Consider the following 18,108-nt stretch of genomic DNA (forward strand, 5'->3'; position numbering starts at 1 on the left):
CGCCCGCCCACATGAGAATCCTGGGGATCGATCCTGGCCTGCAGACCACCGGTTTCGGTGTCATCGACGCCGATGGCCCGCGCCTGTCCTACGTGGCCAGCGGCACGATCCGGACCAAGGAGGCCGATTTGGGTGACCTGCCTGGGCGCCTGAAGCTGATCTTCGACGGGGTGCGCGAAGTGATGGCGCGCTACGAACCGCAGCAATCCTCGGTCGAGATCGTCTTCGTCAACGTCAACCCACAGTCGACCCTGTTGCTGGGCCAGGCGCGTGGGGCGGCCTTGGCGGCGCTGGTCAGCGGGACGGGCATGGCCGTGTCCGAGTACACCGCGCTGCAGATGAAGAAAGCCGTGGTGGGCCATGGCCATGCGCGCAAGGAGCAGGTCCAGCACATGGTGATGCGCCTGCTTCAATTGCCGTCCGAACCCAACAAGGACGCGGCCGATGCCCTGGGCCTGGCCATCTGCCATGCCCATGCCGGCCACTCGATGGCGGCCATGGCCCGCGCCACTGGCCTGACCCGCCGCACCCATGCCCAGCTCAAGGGCGGGCGCGTGTATTGACCTGAAACGCCGCAACACCTCCCATGCTGAATCCTTTTCGTCCTGCCGCCCGGCTGGTGTTCGCACTGTCGACCTCGGCCGTCCTGGGCCCCTTGCCCTTGGCCGCCCAAGCCAGTTTGATCGATGACCTGCCCGCTGGCACCGGCTACGCGGCCTGGGAGTTGTGCAGCCGCACCCTGGTCACTGGCGATGACTTCACGCGCGTCCGCGACCAGTACACCGCGCCCAAGGTGCCGCCCTTGCCCTGGATATGGCAGATCGACGCGGTGCCGGGCCAGCAGGTCGCGGTGGAAACTTGGTTGCCTTTCCTGAAAAACCGCCGCGTGGGCGTGTACCGCCCTGGCCTCGGCTGCACCTTGGTCACGCCGGGCACCTCGGAGGCGCAGGTCCGGGCCCAGCCTTTCAAGCCCGTGGCCGGGGTGCCTTCCAGCCTGAGCCCCTGGCCCGATGGCGACGGCCCCGCCCAGACGCAGGGCTTGAGCACCGCCCGCGCCGCCTTGTTGGCCAAGCACGAGCAACTGGTGTTTGCCGCCGATCCCGCGGGCACGCCGGCCAAGCAGCAGATCCACACCATCGCCTTGCTGGTGGCCCAGGATGGCAAGCTCCTGCACGAGCACTACGGCCACGGCTACCAGCGCGAGCAGCCGCAACTGGGTTGGTCCATGAGCAAATCGCTGACCTCGCTGATCGCCGGCCTGATGCATTGGGATGGCAAGCTGCAGCTGGACGAGGCCGTGGGCTTGCCGCAATGGACGGGCACGCCCAAGGCCGCCATCACCTGGCGGCAACTGCTGAACATGGCGCCTGGCCTGGCGTGGGACGAAGGCTATGGCGGTGCCAGCGACGCCACGGAGATGCTGTTCTCGCAGCCTGACCAGGCCAGCTGGGCCGCGAACCGGCCGCTGACTTCCCGGCCCGGCACGGTGTTCACTTATTCGACGGGCTTCACCAATGTGGCCATGCTGGGGCTCAAGCACCTGGCAGGGGGAACCCACCAGGCCATCTACGATTACTACCAGACCCGCCTGTTCGCCCCCTTGGGCATCCGGGGCGGCGTGATCGAACCCGATGCGTCGGGCACGCCGGTCGGTGGCGCACGCGGCCTGCTGCGTCCCCTGGATTGGTTGCGCCTGGGACAGCTCGTGGCCGACAAGGGCCAATGGCATGGCCAGGCCTTGATCTCGCCCGATTACATGGCTTTCTTGAGTGCCGCTTCACCGGCCAGCACGGCGTACGGTGGTTCGGTCTGGCGCCAACCGGGCCTGCCCGCGGACCTGCGCGCGCGCCTGCCGGCGGACCTGGTCTGGTTTGCCGGCCACATGGGCCAATACGTGGTCATCGTGCCCAGCCGTCGCCTGGTGGTGCTGCGCATGGGCGTGGCCTTCGATGGCAAGGAACTCGCCCGCCACCAGACTTTCTCGCTGGTGGCCGACCTGCTCAACACGCCTTGATGGCGGGTGGGCCAGGCAGGGTCAGAGACCTTCCTTGATCATCCGTCCCCCGGGCGACTGGATGGGACGGGCGTTGTTGGCATACAGGCGACTGAACACCGAGGCCTGGTAAGGCGACAGAGTGGCCGGCTGCTTCATCACCAGCCACAGCACGCCTTCGGTGCAAGGGGGCGTGGTGAGCGATCCCATGTAGGTGTAGTACTGGCGCTGCTCGGGCAGCATCAGGTTCATGTCGAGCAGCACGGGCGAGGCCTGCTCCACGCTCTTTTCCAAGGGCAGGCTGTTCCACACCAGTTGCACCATCGGGTGCTCCTTGCCCTGGTCCAGCAGCACGGCGATCACGGCCAGCTTGCCTTGCGCGTCCTTGTGCACCAGGTGCGCCACCATCTCGTACTGGCGGCCGTTGATGCGTTCTTCGCTGGGGCGGTGGAAGTGGAACTGCACCAGCTCGTAGCGGCGGCCCGACACGGTGATGAAGTTGCCCGAATCCACGTTGACCTGCACGGTGTGGCCGTTGTCGATCACACGGAAGGCGCTGGGGCGGTAGTCGAACTGAATGGGCTCCAACTGCACCTTGATGCCATCGCGGATGTCGATGGGGCTCTGGCGGGTGCCGGTGTTGCAGGTCTGGAACTCGGGCTTGAGCTGGCCCCAGGTTTGCGGGCCGGTGGCGCCGTTGTATTCCCAGTGCAGGTCGTGGCCAGCGGGCAGGCCAGGCACCTTGGCGGCCATGCCTGGCTTGCTGGCGTCGTTCATCGCCACTTGCACAGGCTTGCGGGGCTTGGGCGATTTGTTGACGATCTTCACAGCGGGGGCGGCGGCCTGCTTGGCGCGCACCTCGGCGATTTTCTGGTCGATCAGCTCGCGCAGTTCCGACATGGACACCGAGGTCGGCTCGTCTTTCGGGGTCTGGGCGGCTTCCTTGCTCACCTCGGTCTTGACTTCGGCTTTCACGGCCCGCGTTTCAGCCATGGGCGCGGTTTTCACCGCCGCCAGCTTGTTCTTCAGCGAGTCTTTGGCGATGACCTTGGGCTCTTCCTTCGGAGCGCTGGCGTGTTCGTCCTCGTGCCCGTGGCCGCTGGCCTGGGCAGCGCCCAAGGCCAGTCCAAAACCGGTGGCCAGGACGAGGAGGCGCGCGGCGCGCAGCGGAAAACGAAGGGAGGCGGGCGTGGGCAACATGGCGGCTTTTCCTGAGATATCAGGAGGCATTTCGACCGCCGGGCCCGCCAACTTGAGGCCTCGCGCCGCTTTCAAGGCGCGAAAAATGAAAAAAAGTGTGAAGTCAGCCGATAGGCCGGATTCTGTGCAGCCTGTCACCTTGCGATGCCAGACCGTGACCGCCATTCCTCTGGGCCGCCTGTCGCCAGAACGGCTCGGTGCCACCTACCCGCACACTCCCCGGGCCAGGTCAACGTGTGCCTATTTGGTGTTGCTGCGCGTAGAGATTGCCCGTTTCACCCAAACTTAATTGGCTCGTCTCTGTTGCTCTGATCCTCACCTTGCGGTGGAGAGGTGTTACCTCCTACGCTGCCCTGTGCAGTCCGGACCTTCCTCCAGTGCCACCTTTCGATGCTTGCACCAGCGGCGGTCTGGCCGACTTCACCCGCGCATTATCGCCTCTGCAGCCACGCCCAGGCCAACAATCCCACCGACATCAGCGCCAAGGAGGCCGCGGCCAGGTACTGCGTGCTGTGCATCACCAGCGGGGAGATGACGCCAGCCACCACGCCATTGGCCGCCGCGCCCACGAAAGCCTGCAAGGAGGCCGCCATGCCGCGCCGGTGCGGGAACAGGTCCAGCACCATGAGGGTGACCACCGGCGTCATCATGGCCCAGCCGAAGGCATAGAGGCCGATGGGGATCAGCGCCCAGCGCACGTCGGGCGGGAACAGCAGGTTGGCGGCCAGGTTGAGCACCGACACCGCCAGCATCACCGTGAAACCCAACTTGATCTGCCGGGCGCGGTCGATGCGACCCGCCAGCCGCCCGCTGACGAAAGCGCCCCCCATGATGCCGCCGATGGTGCACAGGAAGAACCAGAAAAACTGCGTGGGTTGCAGGTGCAGCAAATCGCCCAGGAAGGCCGGTGCCGACAGCACATAAAGGAACATGCCGTTGAAAGGCACGCCGCTGGCCAGGGCCAGCAGCAGGAAGCGCTTGTTCAGGCCCAGCTCCAGGTAGCCGTTCATCAAGCCTTTGACCTCGAAGGGCTGGCGCTGCGTGGTGTGCAGGGTCTCGGGCAGCAGCCACCAGTTGGCCAGCCACAGCAGCACGCCCACACCGGTCAGGAACCAGAACACGGCGTGCCAGCCCAGGTGCGTGAACAGGAAGCCGCCGATGATGGGCGCGATGGCCGGGGCCACGCCGAAGAACAGCGTCACCTGCGACATCACGCGCTGGGCCTGGTCGGGCGGGAACATGTCGCGGATCACGGCGCGCGACACGACGATGCCTGCCCCGGTCGACAAACCCTGCAGCGCGCGGAAAAAGATCAACTGGCCGATGGTGGTCGACAAGGCGCAGCCCGCCGAGGCGATCGTGAACATGGCCACGCCCACCAGCACCACGGGGCGGCGTCCGAAACTGTCGGACAGGGCGCCATGGAACAGGCTCATCAGCGCGAACGAGAACAAATAGGCCGACAGCGTTTGCTGGATCTGCAGCGGGGTGGCGTCCAGCGAGGCGGCGATGCCCGCGAAGGCGGGCAGGTAGGTGTCGATGGCGAAAGGCCCCAGCATGCCCAGGCAAGCCAGCAGCACGGCCAGCATCCAGGCGGGGGCGCGCCACAGGCTTTGGGCGTCGGGGTTCATGTGGTTTTTCTCAGCGGGGCACCACACCTTAGCGCAAGCCCCGAGGGGCCGTGGCCGCGGTCGTCAAAGACCGGCAGTTTGCAAGCTCTTGAGGAACTCGTCGGCCTTCTGGAAACCGATCACGCGGGCCTGCTGCACCAACTGCCCTTGCGCATCGAAGAACAAAATGCCCGGCGGCCCGAACAGGCCAAAGCGTTTGAGCAAGGCCTTGTGGTCAGCGTTGTTGGCCGTCACGTCGGCCTGAAGCAGCACGGCGTTCTTGAGCCGCGCCTGCACGCGCGCATCCGAGAAGGTGAGGTGCTCCATCTCCTTGCAGGACACGCACCAGTCGGCGTAGAAATCCAGCATCACGGTTTGCCCGGCCTGTGTGGCGGCGGCCACGGCAGCATCCAGTTCTTGCGGGCTGGACACGCTTTGGAAGGCCAGTGGGGACGAGGCCTCCTTCACGGCGGGGCCAGCATTCGAACTGCGGGTCGCAATGAACGGCTGCAGCGGATCCCAAGGACTGCGCGCCCCCGCCAGCCCGCCGATGATCTGGATGGCCGACAGCAAGGCCAGCACCATGCCCAGGGCCAGCGACACGCGGTGCTTCAGGCTGACGTGCGTGCTCAGGGTGTCGAAGCCACCAGTGAGTGCGGCGGCCAGGGCCAGCAAGGCGCCCAGCGACAAGGTCGCGGCCAAGGATGGCAACAAGGGGTAGACCAACCACCAGGCCACGCCCAGCAGCAGCACGCCAAAGAAGGTCTTCACCGCGTCCATCCAGCGGCCAGCGCGGGGCAGCAAGCTGCCGGCCGACAGGCCCAGCACCAGCAATGGCACGCTCATGCCCCAGGCCAGCGCGTACAGGGCCACACCGCCCACGACCACGTCGCGTGTCTGGCTCAGGTAGACCAGGGCCCCGGCCAGCGGGGCGCTCACGCAAGGCCCCACGATCAAGGCCGAGAGCACCCCCATGAAGAACACGCCGACCAGGCTGCCCCCCTTCAGTTTGTTCGAGGTGGTGGTGAGGTGGCCCTGGATGAACCCAGGCACCTGCAATTCGTACACGCCGAACATCGACAGGGCCAGCAGCACCATCAAGGCACTGAAGCCGCCCAGCACCCAGGGGTTCTGCAAAGAGGCGGCCAGCCCTTCGCCCGCGAGGCCGGCCGCCACGCCCAGCAGCGTGTAGACCAGCGCCATGCCTTGCGAATAGCTCAGCGCCAAGGTGAAGCCGCGCAGGCGCCCGACCTTGCCCTGGCCCACGATCACCGAGGACAGGATGGGCAGCATGGGCAGCACGCAAGGGGTGAAGGACAGCAGCAGCCCGGCGACCAGGAACACGCCGACGATGGTGGGCAGCTTGCCGGACGCCAGGGCCGCTTCGATGCGGTTGCCACTGGGCTCACCCGCCACGTCGGTGGGCACCGATGCGAGGGCATCCGTGCTGAACGATGAGGCCGAAGCGGCCAGACCGCTGGCAGGCATGGCGGCGCTCGTCACCGCCGTGACTTTGCCCGCCTGGCCCACGGTCAATTTGAAATGCCGTGTTTGCGGCGGATAGCACAGGCCCGCATCGGCACAACCCTGGTAGCCCACGTCCACCTCAACGGTGGTGCCGGCGGGCGTGGCCGCCTCCACGCCGGTGCGCACGGTCACCAGGCCATGGTAGACCTCCAACTCCTTGCCGAAGGTCTCGTCGAACTTGCGCTGGCCAGGCGGGATGGCCAGCGGTGTCATGCCCACGCCCGGCGTGGTGGATTCGGCTTTGAACTTGTCGCGGTACAGGTAGGTGCCATCGGCCAGGCTGAAGTCCAGCAGCAACTGGCCATCTTTCGTGGCGCTGGCTTGCAGCTTGAAAGCCTGGTCCACGGGCAGGAAATCTTGCGCAGCCTGGCAAGGGGTGGCCAGCAACCAGCCGGCCACGCTGGCCAGCACGATCCGAAATACCATTCGCCAGAAGAAGACCATCCGTGATCCTTTGTTATCTTGTCGCTCGACCTCAGCCATTGTCCAGGAGACTCGCATGAAAGCCGCCACCATTCTCGACACGATCGGAAATACCCCTCACATCCGGGCGCAGCGCCTGTTCGGACCGGACCGTGAAGTGTGGATCAAGTCCGAGCGCAGCAACCCGGGTGGGTCCATCAAGGACCGCATCGCGCTGGCGATGGTGGAAGAAGCCGAGCGCTCGGGCGCGCTCAAGCCAGGCGGCACCATCATCGAACCAACCTCGGGCAACACGGGCATCGGCCTGGCCATGGTGGCCGCGGTGAAGGGCTACAAGCTGATCCTGGTGATGCCGGACAGCATGTCCATCGAGCGCCGGCGCCTGATGTTGGCCTATGGCGCCAGTTTCGATTTGACGCCGCGCGAAAAGGGCATGAAGGGCTCGATCGCCCGCGCGCAGGAGCTGGCCGCGGCCACCGAAAACGCATGGGTTCCGCAGCAGTTCGAGAACCCCGCCAACATCGATGCGCACGTGCGGACCACGGCGCAAGAGATCCTGGCCGATTTCCCCGAAGGCCTGGATGCGCTGATCACCGGCGTGGGCACGGGTGGCCACATCACGGGGTGTGCGCGCGTGCTCAAGGCCGCGTGGCCGCAACTCAAGGTCTATGCGGTCGAGCCCACGGCCTCGCCCGTGATCTCGGGGGGCAGTCCGGCGCCGCACCCCATCCAGGGCATTGGCGCGGGCTTCGTCCCTGCCAACCTGGACACCAGCGTGCTCGACGGCGTGATCCTGGTCGAGGCCGAAGCCGCCCGCGAGATGGCCCGCCGCGCCGCGCGCGAAGAAGGCTTGCTGGTGGGCATCTCGTCGGGCGCCACGCTGGCCGCCATCGCGCAGAAGCTGCCCGAGTTGGCGGCGGGTGCCAAGGTGCTGGGCTTCTGCTACGACACGGGCGAGCGCTACCTGTCGGTCGAAGGCTTCCTGCCGGCATGAGCACCGCCAACCCGCCTCCCGCCAAACGCCGTCGCTCGCCCATGGTGACCCGCCCTTATGGCGGCGTGCATGCCGACACGCGGCGGCAGGAACGCCGCGCGCGCTTGCTGGCAGCGGGACTGGAAGTCATCGGCACACGGGGCTTTCACCTGTCCACCGTGCGTGATGTCTGCGCGCATTCGGGCCTGAGCGAGCGTTATTTCTACGAGTCCTTCAAAGGCATGGGCTTGCTGTTCGAGGCCCTCTATGCAGATTTGCATGCCGAGTCGCAGAGGCGCGTCATGGCCGGCTTCGTGGGGGCCAGCGCGCTGAAGGCCGACGCCATGCAAATGGCCGAATCGGCCCTCATCGCCTGGTTGCACTACATCAAGGAAGACGCGCGCCGCGCCCGCATCCTGCTGATCGAGGCGGTCACCGTCAACGAATCCAGCCTGCGCAGCACCAAGGCGGCTTTCCAGGATTTCGCCAGCATCATCCAGGCCTTTGTCCAGAGGCTCTACCCCGACCTCGGCAAGCTGGGTTACGAGACGCAGATGATGTCATCGGTCCTGGCCGGTGCTTGCCTGCAGGCGGCCAAGACCTGGATGTGGGCGGATTTCCAGCAGCCGGTGGAAGACGTTGCTGCGCACCTGACCGTGGTCTTCCGCAGCCTGCACGACTTCTACGTGCGCGAAACCGCGCGCCTGGTCACGCCGCCGGCTGAAGCCGCCAAGCCAAAGTCTCGCCGCCGCGCAGGGGCTTGATGCTGGCTTGTTCACCGAAGGTCAGGGACTCGGGCACGACCCAGGGCTCGCGCTTCAAGGTGACTTGATCCACATTGCGTGGCAGGCTGTAGAAGTCGGGCCCATGGAAGCTGGCGAAGGCTTCGAGCTTGTCGAGTGCGCCCGCGTTTTCAAAGGCTTCGGCGTACAGCTCCAGGGCGCAGGGCGCCGAATAGCAGCCGGCGCAACCGCTGGCGTGTTCCTTCAGGTTGGCCGCGTGCGGCGCGCTGTCGGTGCCCAGGAAGAACTTCTCGCTGCCACTGGTGGCCACCTTGACCAAAGCCTGGCGGTGCTCTTCGCGCTTGAGGATGGGCAGGCAGTAGTAGTGCGGCCGAATGCCGCCCATGAAGATGGCGTTGCGGTTGTAGAGCAGGTGCTGCGGGGTGATGGTGGCGCCCACGAAGCGGTCGGCCTCGCTCACGTACTGCGCGGCTTCCTTGGTCGTGATGTGCTCGAACACGATCTTCAATTCGGGGAAGTCGCGGCGCAGCGGGATCAGCTTGTCATCGATGAAGGCCTTCTCGCGGTCGAACACGTCGACCTCGTTGTCGGTCACCTCACCGTGCACGCAGAAGACCAGGCCTTCGCGTTGCATGGCTTCCAGCACCTGGTAGGTCTTGCGCAGGTCGGTCACGCCGGCATCGCTGTTGGTGGTGGCGCCTGCGGGGTAAAGCTTGAAGGCCACGGCGCCCATGGCCTTGGCCTTGGCCACTTCCTCGGCGGGCGTGTTGTCGGTCAGGTAGAGCACCATCAAGGGCTCGAACGTCACCCCGGCCGGCACCGCCGCGCGGATGCGGTCTCGGTAGGCGATGGCTTGTTCGGCCGTGGTCACCGGGGGGCGCAGGTTGGGCATCACGATGGCGCGCGCGAACTGCTGCGCCGTGGCAGGCACCACGCTGGCCATGGCCGCGCCATCGCGCACGTGCAGGTGCCAGTCATCGGGGCGGGTGAGGGTGAGGGTGTCGCTCATCTTGTTGAAAACTCGGGTTGAACCAGGGCAAGCCGGCATTGTTGCATTGGGGCGTCAGCCGCCCCCCAAAACCCCCTAAGCCTTGGGCCCTAGATCTAGGTTCCCCCCTAGCTTGACCGTCCCCAACCCTAGGGGCTTTGGGCCTTGGCGCCCTTGTGAGCGGTGTCCGCCTTCCCTAGTCTCCGCTCCACACCAACCAAGCAGGCCCGGTGCCTGTTCCACACCTTTGGAGGCGACCATGAAAATTTTGTCCCTGATGAACCAGCGGCCTTGCACGCCGTCGCGCACCGCGCAAGCCGTGGCGGCCATGCTGGCCCTGACCTCGACGGCCTGGGCGCAAACGGCCCCGACCTTGCACGTCGAAACCGTGTCTTCGTCCCCCGACCAGACCGTGCTGCGCGTGGTCGTGCCCACGCCCAAGCTGGACAGCGTCGAGACCCCCAGCGGCGTGTTCCAACGCTTCTCGCTGGTCAATGGCGGTGGCGCCATCAACGACGTCCGCGAAATCGGTTTGCCTGAAGTGCCGCTGAGTGGCTTCTCGCTGGCCCTGCCGGTCGATGGCAAGGGCGATGCGGTGATGGACGTCACGCCTGAAGGTTCGATCAAGCGCCTGCAGGCCCGCCTGTACCCGGTGCAGCCGCCTGAAAGCGCCGTGGCCGGCGATCTGAGCGCGCCCAAGTTCGCCTTCGATGCCGACCGTTGGGCCAAGGGCGTCAAGACCCCCGGCCAGGACCAGGGCGCCTTGCCCGTGTTCAAAGGGGATGCCAATGTGAACGGCTACCGCATCTCGCCTTACGGCTACAACCCGGCCGACCAGCTCATCACCTACTACTCCAGCTACCTGATCACCATCAAGCACCCAGGCAACTGCTTCGTGTACGACCGCCTTCTGCTCAAGGGCGTGGTCGGATCGCAGAAGCTCGGCTTCGACGGCATCGACCAGCGCATCGAACAACTGCCCCTGCCAGCCACGCAGTTCACACTGAACAAGGACCTGCTGACCAAGCTGCGCTGCGCCCCGCCCATCACCATCAACCCCGCCATCCTGGGGGCGCGTTTCCTGATCGTCACGCACCCCAACTTCAAGGCAGCGGCCGACACCCTCAAGGTGCACAAGCAGGCCCTGGGCATCACCACCCGCGTGGTCACCACCGCGGACATCACCGGCGCCGGCCCCAATGCCACCGAAGCCCAGATCCGCGCCTGGATCGCCAACTACTACAACACGCACCTGATCCGTCCCAAGTGGGTGCTGTTCTTGGGTGACGCCGAGTTCGTGCCCACCCACTACGACCAGCCCAACATCTGGGACTCTGCCAAGAACGCGGGCGACATGTGGTACGGCCAGTTCCTGCCCGGCGCCACGGCCACGACCATCCCGCCCTTCGGCATCGGCCGCTTCCCGGTGGACACGCTGGCCCAGGCCAACACCATCGTCTCCAAGGTCATGGCCTTCGAGAACTCGCCCCCGTCCAACCCCATCTTCGGGCAGGACTTCTACAGCCGCCTGACCTTCGCGTCCTTCTTCCAGATCACGGAGAACGGCAATACCACCACCACCAAGGACAAGCGCTGGTTCGTTGAAACCTCCGAGAAGGTGCGTGACCATGCCGTCGGCAAGGGCTACAGCGTGGCCCGCCTCTACACAGCGGATGCCGCGGCGAACCCCTTGTTCTACAACAGTGGCGCGTCCATCCCCGCTTCCTTGAAGAAGCCCGGCTTTGCCTGGGATGCCGACGTCAACGACGTGGCGGCCGCTGTCAACCAGGGCACGGCCATCCTGTACCACCGCGACCATGGCTGGTGGAACGGCTGGGGGGACCCGTCCTTCGGCACGGGCAACCTGGGCCTGATCTCGGTGACCAACAACCAGTTCCCGGTCGTGTTCAGCATCAACTGCGCCAGCGGCGTGTTCGACAACGAGACCGTGGACCTGGCGGGCAACAAGGTCGGTGCCGGCTACAAGACACCGGGCAGCGGCACGCCCATCGCACCGGGCTCCACTTACTGGGCCGAGTCCTTCCTGCGCAAAGCGGACGGCGCCTTGGCCGTGATCGGTGATTCACGCCAGAGCAGCACCATCGACAACAACCACCTGACCTTCGGTTTGTTCGACGCGGTGTTCCCCGGTCTGGTCCCGACCTTCGGCACCAACGCCAAGATCCAGCGCCTGGGTGACCTGTTGAACTACGCCAAGACCTACATCTCCGATGTGAGTTCCGGCGCCCAGGCCAACATCCATCCGCTGAACAGCGGCGGCACCCGCCCGGCCGTCGGCAACCTGCGCCAGGAGCTCAACATCTACAACCTGTTGGGCGACCCCACCGTGAAGCTGCGCATCAGCCCGCCCTGGAAGTTCGGCCTGCCCTTCTTCACCCTGGAGAAGACCTTGGTGAAGATCAAGGTGCCCGTGCAGCCTGGCTGCCTGACCTGCCCCCCCGAACTGCTCACGCCCGAGTGGGTCACCGTGGTGGCGTTCGATCCCAAGTCTGGTCTTGAACTGGGCCGTGGCCTGCTCAATGCCGATGGCGTGGGCGAGATCGACCTGGGCGACGAGTTCAAGGGTGACAACGTGCTGGTGCGCGTGGCCTCGCCTGATGGCACCACCACCCAGGCCGCCGTCAAGGAAACCGACAGCGATGGCGATGGCGTGCCCGACAGCCGCGACAACTGCGTGGCCGTGTCCAACAAGGAGCAGCTCGACAGCGATGGTGATGGCTACGGCAACGCTTGCGATGCCGACCTGAACAACGACGGCTTCGTCAATGCGCTCGACCTGTCGATCGTGCGTGGCCAGTTCGGCAAGCGCGGCGTCGCGGGCGACATCAACGGCGACGGCATCGTCAACGCCCTTGATGTGAGCCGCTTCAACAAGCTGTTCGGCAAAGCCCCTGGCCCCTCCGCCTTGCACCTGCCCACCGTGGCGGCCAAGTGATTCCCCTTCTTTTTCGACCTGACCATTCTTTTCAAGGACTCACCACATGAAACTGCACCAAACCCTCATCGCCGCCGCCGTCTCGCTGGCCGCCTTTGCCGCCCAAGCCCAGACCGTGTCGGTCGGCCCCGCCGTCACCAACGTGAAAATCGGCGACAGCTTCACCCTGGACCTGAGCGCCACGGGCTTCCCCGACAAGATCTTCGGTGGCGGCTACAACATCGCCTTCGATGCCAGCATCCTGCAGCTGGACGACGTCACCTTCCCGTCCAACTGGGAGTTCGCGGTGAGCAAGGGCACCAAGGTGGGCGGCACCGTGAGCGATGTGTTCTTCAACACCTTCGTGGCGCCCATCAGCGGTGACTTCCTGACCTCGACCCTGAAGTTCACCGCCATCGGTGCTGGCACCTCGGCCATCACCTTGAGCGATTCGCCGTCCTTCCCCTTTGGCGATGAGTTCGCCAATGCCGTCAGCGTGACCTACGTCGGTGGCGTGGTCAACGTGGCCGCCGTGCCCGAACCCGGGTCCGTGGCCTTGATGCTGGCCGGCATGGGCGCCGTGGGCTTCATGGCTTCGCGCCGTCGCCGCCAAGGCTGATGGGTTGCCGGCCCGCGCCGGCTTTCCACCAAGGCGATGCACCGCCCAGGCGAGTGCATCGCCTTTTTCGTTTGTCAAACGCCTGTCATGAAAGGCCGCCATCCTCCGGCGTTTGCGTCATCAGCCTCACGGAGTACCCATGCGTTTTCACCGCCTCGCCCAAGCCGCTGCCCTGGCAGCCTTCCTGTCCGCCTCGGCCTCGTCCCATGCCGGCGTCGACCTGATCGCCGTGGGCGCCCTGGGTGGCACCACCGACCTGTCAGGTCTGTCGGGTGTGCTTGAAAGCGGTTTGCGCGCCGATGTGCTGGGCGGCATCGGATCGGGCCTGGCCTGGGCCGGTGGCGACACCTTCCTGGTGCTGCCCGATCGTGGCCCCAACGCCACCAGCTACCTGGGTGGCTCGGTGGTCGACAACACCACCTCGTTCATCCCGCGCTTTCACACCGTGACGCTCAACCTCACGGCGTCCGCCTCGGGCGGCTTGCCCTACACCTTGACGCCCACCCTGAAGGCCACGACCTTGCTGTACAGCCCGACGCCGCTGTCCTACGGCACCACCGCCGGCCTGCCCAGTGGCGCGCCCACGCAGAACACGGCGGGCAAGCACTACTTCACCGGCCGCTCCGATGGCTTCGCCACCGGCAACTCGCTGACCCCCAGCAACGCCCGTTTCGACCCCGAGGCGCTGCGCGTGTCCCGTGATGGCCGCAGCGTGTTCCTGTCCGACGAATACGGCCCCTACATCTACCAATTCAACCGCGCCACCGGCGAGCGCATCAAGACTTTCACCCTGCCCACCCACCTGGCAGCGCCCAACCAGAACGCGCAAGGTGCGCTGGAGATCAGCGGCAACAGCAGCGGCCGCGTGGCCAACAAGGGCATGGAAGGCCTGGCCATCAGTCCCGATGGCAAGACCCTGGTCGGCTTCATGCAAAGCCCCCTGGCGCAGGACGGTGGTGATGGTGGCCGCGCCAACCGCATCGTCACGGTCGATGTCGAGACCGGCGAGACCCACGAATACGCCTACGACAACGTCATTGGCGGCAAGGCCTACAACAGCAGCGAGATCCTGGCGCTGAACAACCACCAGTTCCTGGTTCTGGAGCGCGACGGCAAGGGCCAGGGCGATGGCTCGTCCGCCAAGGTCAAGCAAGTCTGGGCGGTGGACGTGGCGGGTGCGCAGGACGTGAGCGGCTTGTCGGGCGCCAATGCGCTGCTGGCGCTGGCGCCCAACAAGACCTTGTTCCTGGACATCGCCGCCGCCCTGAAGGGTTTCGGCGTGCCCGACACCGAGATCCCGGCCAAGCTGGAAGGCCTGAGCTTTGGCGAGGACATCGTCGAGAACGGCGTCACCAAGCACACCCTCTACATCGCCAACGACAATGATTTCGTGCCAGGCGTGGCCGGGAGCAGCCGCTTCTACGTGTTCGCCTTCACCGACGCTGAATTGGCCGACAAGGGCCTGAGCTTCACCCAGCAATCGATCGCCACCGTGCCCGAGCCCGAGTCCTTCGCCCTGGTGGGCGCGGGTTTGGCCGTGATGGTCTGGGTGCGCCGCCGCCGTTGATTCCAAGGGCCTTTCTGAAACCCCCCACAATCCAGGCATGGAAGCTTGGATGGTCGCGGGGGTTGCCGCGTTCTTGAATTGGTTCGCTTTGCCCCAGGTGGGCTTGAGCGCGGTGTTCTTGGTGGCCTTTGTGTCGGCCACGCTGCTGCCTTTGGGCTCCGAACCCGCGGTGTTCGCCGTGGTCAAGCTCAACCCCGAAATGTTCTGGCCGGCCGTGCTGCTGGCCACCTTGGGCAACACCCTGGGGGGTGCGGTCACCTGGTGGATGGGCTGGGGTGCGCGCAAGGGCACCGAGAAAGTCATCCACCACGAGGCCAGGGTCAATTCGCGGGCCCTGCGCTGGTTGCAACGCTTTGGCGCCAAGGCCTGTCTCTTGTCTTGGTTGCCCATCGTGGGCGACCCGCTGTGCGCGGTGGCCGGCTGGCTCAGGCTGCCTTTCTGGCCTTGCATGGTCTACATGGCCATCGGCAAGGGCGCCCGCTACATCTCGATGACGGTGTTCATGCTCTGGGTGGTTTGAATTTCACCATGCGCCATCCCATGAACATGGGATGCATTTTGTAACCATTTTGTCCGGCGCCCTGGGATGTTGCGCAACCCGGCCCACTAAGATGACGGCAATCGCGAAGCAAAAATCTTTGACTCCAATCGCGACCATGCACGCTGTCATCATAAAAAAGGTCCAGGGAGGGCTGATCGATGACAAGCCCCGGAAGCGCAAGCTCCGGGGCTTTTTCATGCCTGGATCACTTCTTGGTCAGCGAGGTGATGGTGAATTGCCCATTGACCTTGTCGGCCGAGAAATCGACCTTGTCGCCCACCTGCACAGCCGTGAGCCACGCCGGGTTGGCCACGCGGAAGGCCATCTGCATGGCCGGCAGGTCCAGGCTTTTGATCTCGCCGTGCTTGAGGGTGATCTTGCCGGCCTCGGCGTCGATCTTGCGAACTTCGCCGTCCACGGCCAGGGCCGAGGCCGACAGGCTCAGGCCCAGGATCAAGGCGGTGGTGCTGGCGAACAATGATGTCTTCACGTGAGGCTCCTTCTCGGACACAGGGGTCCAGTATGAACCGAGGCGCGCACGGACGCGGTCCTCGCCTTCCTTAGACGCGCGGGCCTGTCATCGGGTTGACAAGTTTTCTGCGGAAAGCCCGTCCAGTGTCCCTAAAATGATTGCTTTGCTTGTTACAAGAAACGCGCGCCGCCATGACCGCCCAGCCCCCCACCTCTCCCGACACCCTGGTCAACATTTCGCCCCGTGACAAGGCCGAAATCCTCGCGCAGGCGCTGCCCTACATCCGCAAGTTCCATGGCAAGACCATCGTCATCAAGTACGGTGGCAATGCCATGACCGACCCGGAACTGCAGGCCGATTTCGCCGAAGACGTGGTGCTGCTCAAGCTGGTGGGCCTGAACCCGGTGGTGGTGCACGGCGGTGGTCCGCAGATCGACGCGGCGCTGAACAAGATCGGCAAGAAGGGCCAGTTCATCCAGGGCATGCGCGTCACCGACGACGAGACCATGGAAGTGGTCGAGTGGGTGCTCGCCGGCGAGGTGCAGCAGGACATCGTGGGCCTGATCAACGCCGCCGGTGGCAAGGCCGTGGGCCTGACCGGCCGCGACGGCGGGCTGATCCGCGCGCGCAAGCTCAAGCTGCTCGACCTGGAAGACCCGAACAAGGAGCACGACGTGGGCCAGGTGGGTGAGATCGACTCCATCGACCCCAGCGTGGTCAAGGCCCTGCAGGATGACCAATTCATCCCCGTCATCAGCCCCATCGGCTTTGGTGCGCAAAACGAGAGCTACAACATCAACGCCGACCTGGTGGCCGCCAAGCTGGCCACCGTGCTCAAGGCCGAAAAGCTCATGCTGCTGACCAACATCAAGGGCGTGCTCGACAAGGACGGCAATCTGCTGACCGACCTGACGGCCCGCCGCATCGATGAGCTGGTGGCCGATGGCACGATCAGCGGCGGCATGCTGCCCAAGATCGCTGGCGCCCTGGACGCCGCCAAAAGCGGCGTCAACGCCGTGCACATCGTCGATGGCCGCGTGCCGCACGCCATGCTGCTCGAGATCCTGACCGAGCAGGCTTACGGCACGATGATCCGTTCGCACTGACCGCGGATCACGGCGGCGGCGCGGGCTTCAGGTCGATCGGGACCGGCCCGCCCTTGGGGTGTGGCGTGCCATGCCGGTCGATCCGGCCCACCTGGATGCTGGCTTCGCGCACACCACCGCGGCCCACCAGCAGGCGCAATGCCCAGGCGGTGTTGTTGTCGGCGTCGTCGAACCCATCGAAGATGAAATTGCCCAAGCTGTAGACGATGGGCTTGCCTCGGTAGACCTCGGTGTCCTGCACCACGTGCGGGTGCGTGCCCACCACGGCATCGGCGCCCGCGTCGATCATCAGGCGGGCCAGTTCGCGCTGGCGGTCGTTCGCGCGGGGTTGGTGCTCTTCGCCCCAGTGCATGAAGGGGATGACGATGTCGGCGCGGTGGACCGCACGGGCGCGCCGGATGTCCCTCGCCACCTGCTCGTCTTCGCTCCAGGCCACGCCGGCATGCTGGTCGCCCGCTTCAAAAGCGCGGGGAAAGAACTCGTCGTAGCCCAGCAGGGCGATGCGCAAACCATGGCGTTCGATCAGCAGCGGTTCGTGGGCCTCGCTCAGATTTCGGCCGCCGCCAAAGAAGGGCAGGCCGGTTTGGCGCATGCGGTCCAGCATCTCGGCGAAGGCCTGGCGGCCGAAGTCGCCGGAGTGGTTGTTGGCCACGGACACGGCGTCCACGTTGCGCTTGAGCAGGGGCAGCACGCGGGGATGGGCGCGGAAGGTGTAGGGCTTGTCCACGGGCTTGCCGCTCCGCGCCACCACGCACTCCAGGTTGGCCACGCGCACGTCGGCATCTTTCAGGATGCGGGCGAAAGGCGCGAAAGGGTCGTGGCCTTGCTTGACTCGCTGGCCCGGGTGGTCGGCCAGCATGACGTCGCCCACGAAGACGATGGACACGGTGGGCTCGCTGGGTTCGGCCAGGGCGGAGGCCGTGCCACACAGCAGGGCGGTGAGCCACCACATCGACAAGCCATGGCGCAGGAAATGTCTCATGGGGCAGCCTGGTCCAGTGCGCAGCCATAGACCATCTCGCGGCCCAGCTGGGCGGAGTAGACATGGTTCCAGCCGGTCAGGCCGGGCAGCGCGGCTTGGTCGGCGAATGGCGGCTGGTGCACCACTTCGTGGATCAGCAATGGCGCGCCGGGCAGCTCCATGTCGTAGGCGTACAAGGCGATGTGGTCCACCTTTTGCGGTGTGCCGACCATGACTGCCTTGAAGCGGAAGCGCCCGCCGATGTCCTTCGCGGCGACGGTGTAAGGATCGCTCACCGCGCGCGCCTCGACCAGGATGGTCTCGCTGGCATAGCGCACTTGGCAGCGCAGCACCGTGGCGCTGGAGGGGGCCGCCAATGCCAGGGCGGTCAGCATGGCAAGCCCATGGATCAAAGGGAGGGAGGGTTTCATCCGCCGCACTTTACAGGGT

15 protein-coding genes, 1 other RNA gene and 1 pseudogene are annotated in these 18,108 nt (G+C 65.6%); 9 read left to right on the plus strand and 8 right to left on the minus strand.

Annotated features, from left to right (window positions below; all coding sequences use genetic code 11):
- The first annotated feature begins 11 nt into the window (after window positions 1–11).
- Window positions 12–563: a crossover junction endodeoxyribonuclease RuvC gene (gene ruvC / locus ACREB4_RS00750; RefSeq protein ID WP_431586265.1), complete on the plus strand. Its 552-nt coding sequence runs from the start codon at window positions 12–14 to the stop codon at window positions 561–563.
- A gap of 23 nt (window positions 564–586) precedes the next feature.
- Complete coding sequence (locus ACREB4_RS00755; protein ID WP_431586266.1) at window positions 587–2,014, plus strand: serine hydrolase domain-containing protein; 1,428 nt, start codon at window positions 587–589, stop codon at window positions 2,012–2,014.
- A gap of 21 nt (window positions 2,015–2,035) precedes the next feature.
- Here the strand turns inward: ACREB4_RS00755 and ACREB4_RS00760 are convergent, their stop codons facing one another.
- The 4 genes from ACREB4_RS00760 to dsbD all read right to left on the minus strand — a co-directional run bounded on the left by ACREB4_RS00760 (window position 2,036) and on the right by dsbD (window position 6,756).
- Window positions 2,036–3,193: a carbonic anhydrase gene (locus ACREB4_RS00760; RefSeq protein WP_431586267.1), complete on the minus strand. Its 1,158-nt coding sequence runs from the start codon at window positions 3,191–3,193 to the stop codon at window positions 2,036–2,038.
- A gap of 95 nt (window positions 3,194–3,288) precedes the next feature.
- Window positions 3,289–3,615: RNase P RNA component class A (gene rnpB, locus ACREB4_RS00765), an RNA gene on the minus strand.
- A 9-nt stretch (window positions 3,616–3,624) separates the two neighbouring features.
- On the minus strand, window positions 3,625–4,824 hold the full coding sequence (locus ACREB4_RS00770; RefSeq protein ID WP_431586268.1) for a multidrug effflux MFS transporter: 1,200 nt from the start codon (window positions 4,822–4,824) through the stop codon (window positions 3,625–3,627).
- Window positions 4,825–4,887: 63 nt separating this feature from the next.
- Window positions 4,888–6,756 (minus strand): protein-disulfide reductase DsbD, encoded by a 1,869-nt coding sequence (dsbD, locus tag ACREB4_RS00775; protein WP_431586269.1) that lies wholly within the window; start codon window positions 6,754–6,756, stop codon window positions 4,888–4,890.
- 73 nt (window positions 6,757–6,829) lie between these two features.
- Between dsbD and cysK the strand changes: the two genes are divergently transcribed.
- Window positions 6,830–7,747 (plus strand): cysteine synthase A, encoded by a 918-nt coding sequence (gene cysK, locus ACREB4_RS00780; protein ID WP_431586270.1) that lies wholly within the window; start codon window positions 6,830–6,832, stop codon window positions 7,745–7,747.
- Window positions 7,744–8,490 (plus strand): TetR/AcrR family transcriptional regulator, encoded by a 747-nt coding sequence (locus ACREB4_RS00785; protein ID WP_431586271.1) that lies wholly within the window; start codon window positions 7,744–7,746, stop codon window positions 8,488–8,490. Before cysK ends, ACREB4_RS00785 begins: the two co-directional genes overlap by 4 nt.
- Here ACREB4_RS00785 and pyrC read toward each other — a convergent pair.
- The gene (pyrC, locus tag ACREB4_RS00790) at window positions 8,435–9,478 is read right to left on the minus strand and encodes a dihydroorotase (RefSeq protein WP_431586272.1); all 1,044 of its coding nucleotides are present in this window, start codon (window positions 9,476–9,478) and stop codon (window positions 8,435–8,437) included. The genes ACREB4_RS00785 and pyrC overlap by 56 nt on opposite strands.
- Before the next feature lie 238 nt (window positions 9,479–9,716).
- Here pyrC and ACREB4_RS00795 point away from each other — a divergent pair, with 238 nt between their 5' ends.
- From ACREB4_RS00795 to ACREB4_RS00810, 4 genes and pseudogenes are all read left to right on the plus strand, one after another.
- On the plus strand, window positions 9,717–12,413 hold the full coding sequence (locus ACREB4_RS00795) for a C25 family cysteine peptidase (RefSeq protein ID WP_431586273.1): 2,697 nt from the start codon (window positions 9,717–9,719) through the stop codon (window positions 12,411–12,413).
- 502 nt (window positions 12,414–12,915) lie between these two features.
- Window positions 12,916–13,011: pseudogene (locus ACREB4_RS00800) on the plus strand (PEP-CTERM sorting domain-containing protein); the annotation flags it as partial.
- Between the two features lie 139 nt (window positions 13,012–13,150).
- On the plus strand, window positions 13,151–14,578 hold the full coding sequence (locus ACREB4_RS00805) for an esterase-like activity of phytase family protein (RefSeq protein ID WP_431586274.1): 1,428 nt from the start codon (window positions 13,151–13,153) through the stop codon (window positions 14,576–14,578).
- A gap of 37 nt (window positions 14,579–14,615) precedes the next feature.
- On the plus strand, window positions 14,616–15,098 hold the full coding sequence (locus tag ACREB4_RS00810; RefSeq protein ID WP_431586275.1) for a YqaA family protein: 483 nt from the start codon (window positions 14,616–14,618) through the stop codon (window positions 15,096–15,098).
- 226 nt (window positions 15,099–15,324) lie between these two features.
- On the opposite strand, the gene ACREB4_RS00815 is transcribed toward ACREB4_RS00810, so the two are convergent.
- On the minus strand, window positions 15,325–15,609 hold the full coding sequence (locus ACREB4_RS00815) for a copper-binding protein (protein ID WP_431586276.1): 285 nt from the start codon (window positions 15,607–15,609) through the stop codon (window positions 15,325–15,327).
- A gap of 173 nt (window positions 15,610–15,782) precedes the next feature.
- On the opposite strand from ACREB4_RS00815, the gene argB reads away from it, so the two are divergent.
- Window positions 15,783–16,697 (plus strand): acetylglutamate kinase, encoded by a 915-nt coding sequence (argB, locus tag ACREB4_RS00820; protein ID WP_431586277.1) that lies wholly within the window; start codon window positions 15,783–15,785, stop codon window positions 16,695–16,697.
- A gap of 7 nt (window positions 16,698–16,704) precedes the next feature.
- Here argB and ACREB4_RS00825 read toward each other — a convergent pair whose 3' ends face one another.
- Together ACREB4_RS00825 and ACREB4_RS00830 are read right to left on the minus strand one after the other, a co-directional pair.
- Window positions 16,705–17,679 (minus strand): CapA family protein, encoded by a 975-nt coding sequence (locus ACREB4_RS00825; protein WP_431586278.1) that lies wholly within the window; start codon window positions 17,677–17,679, stop codon window positions 16,705–16,707.
- Window positions 17,676–18,089: a hypothetical protein gene (locus tag ACREB4_RS00830; RefSeq protein WP_431586279.1), complete on the minus strand. Its 414-nt coding sequence runs from the start codon at window positions 18,087–18,089 to the stop codon at window positions 17,676–17,678. The genes ACREB4_RS00825 and ACREB4_RS00830 overlap by 4 nt, the downstream gene beginning before the upstream one ends.
- Window positions 18,090–18,108 lie beyond the last annotated feature (19 nt).

Origin of the sequence: Aquabacterium sp. (assembly GCF_050725395.1) — a bacterium.
Lineage (GTDB): Bacteria > Pseudomonadota > Gammaproteobacteria > Burkholderiales > Burkholderiaceae_C > Aquabacterium.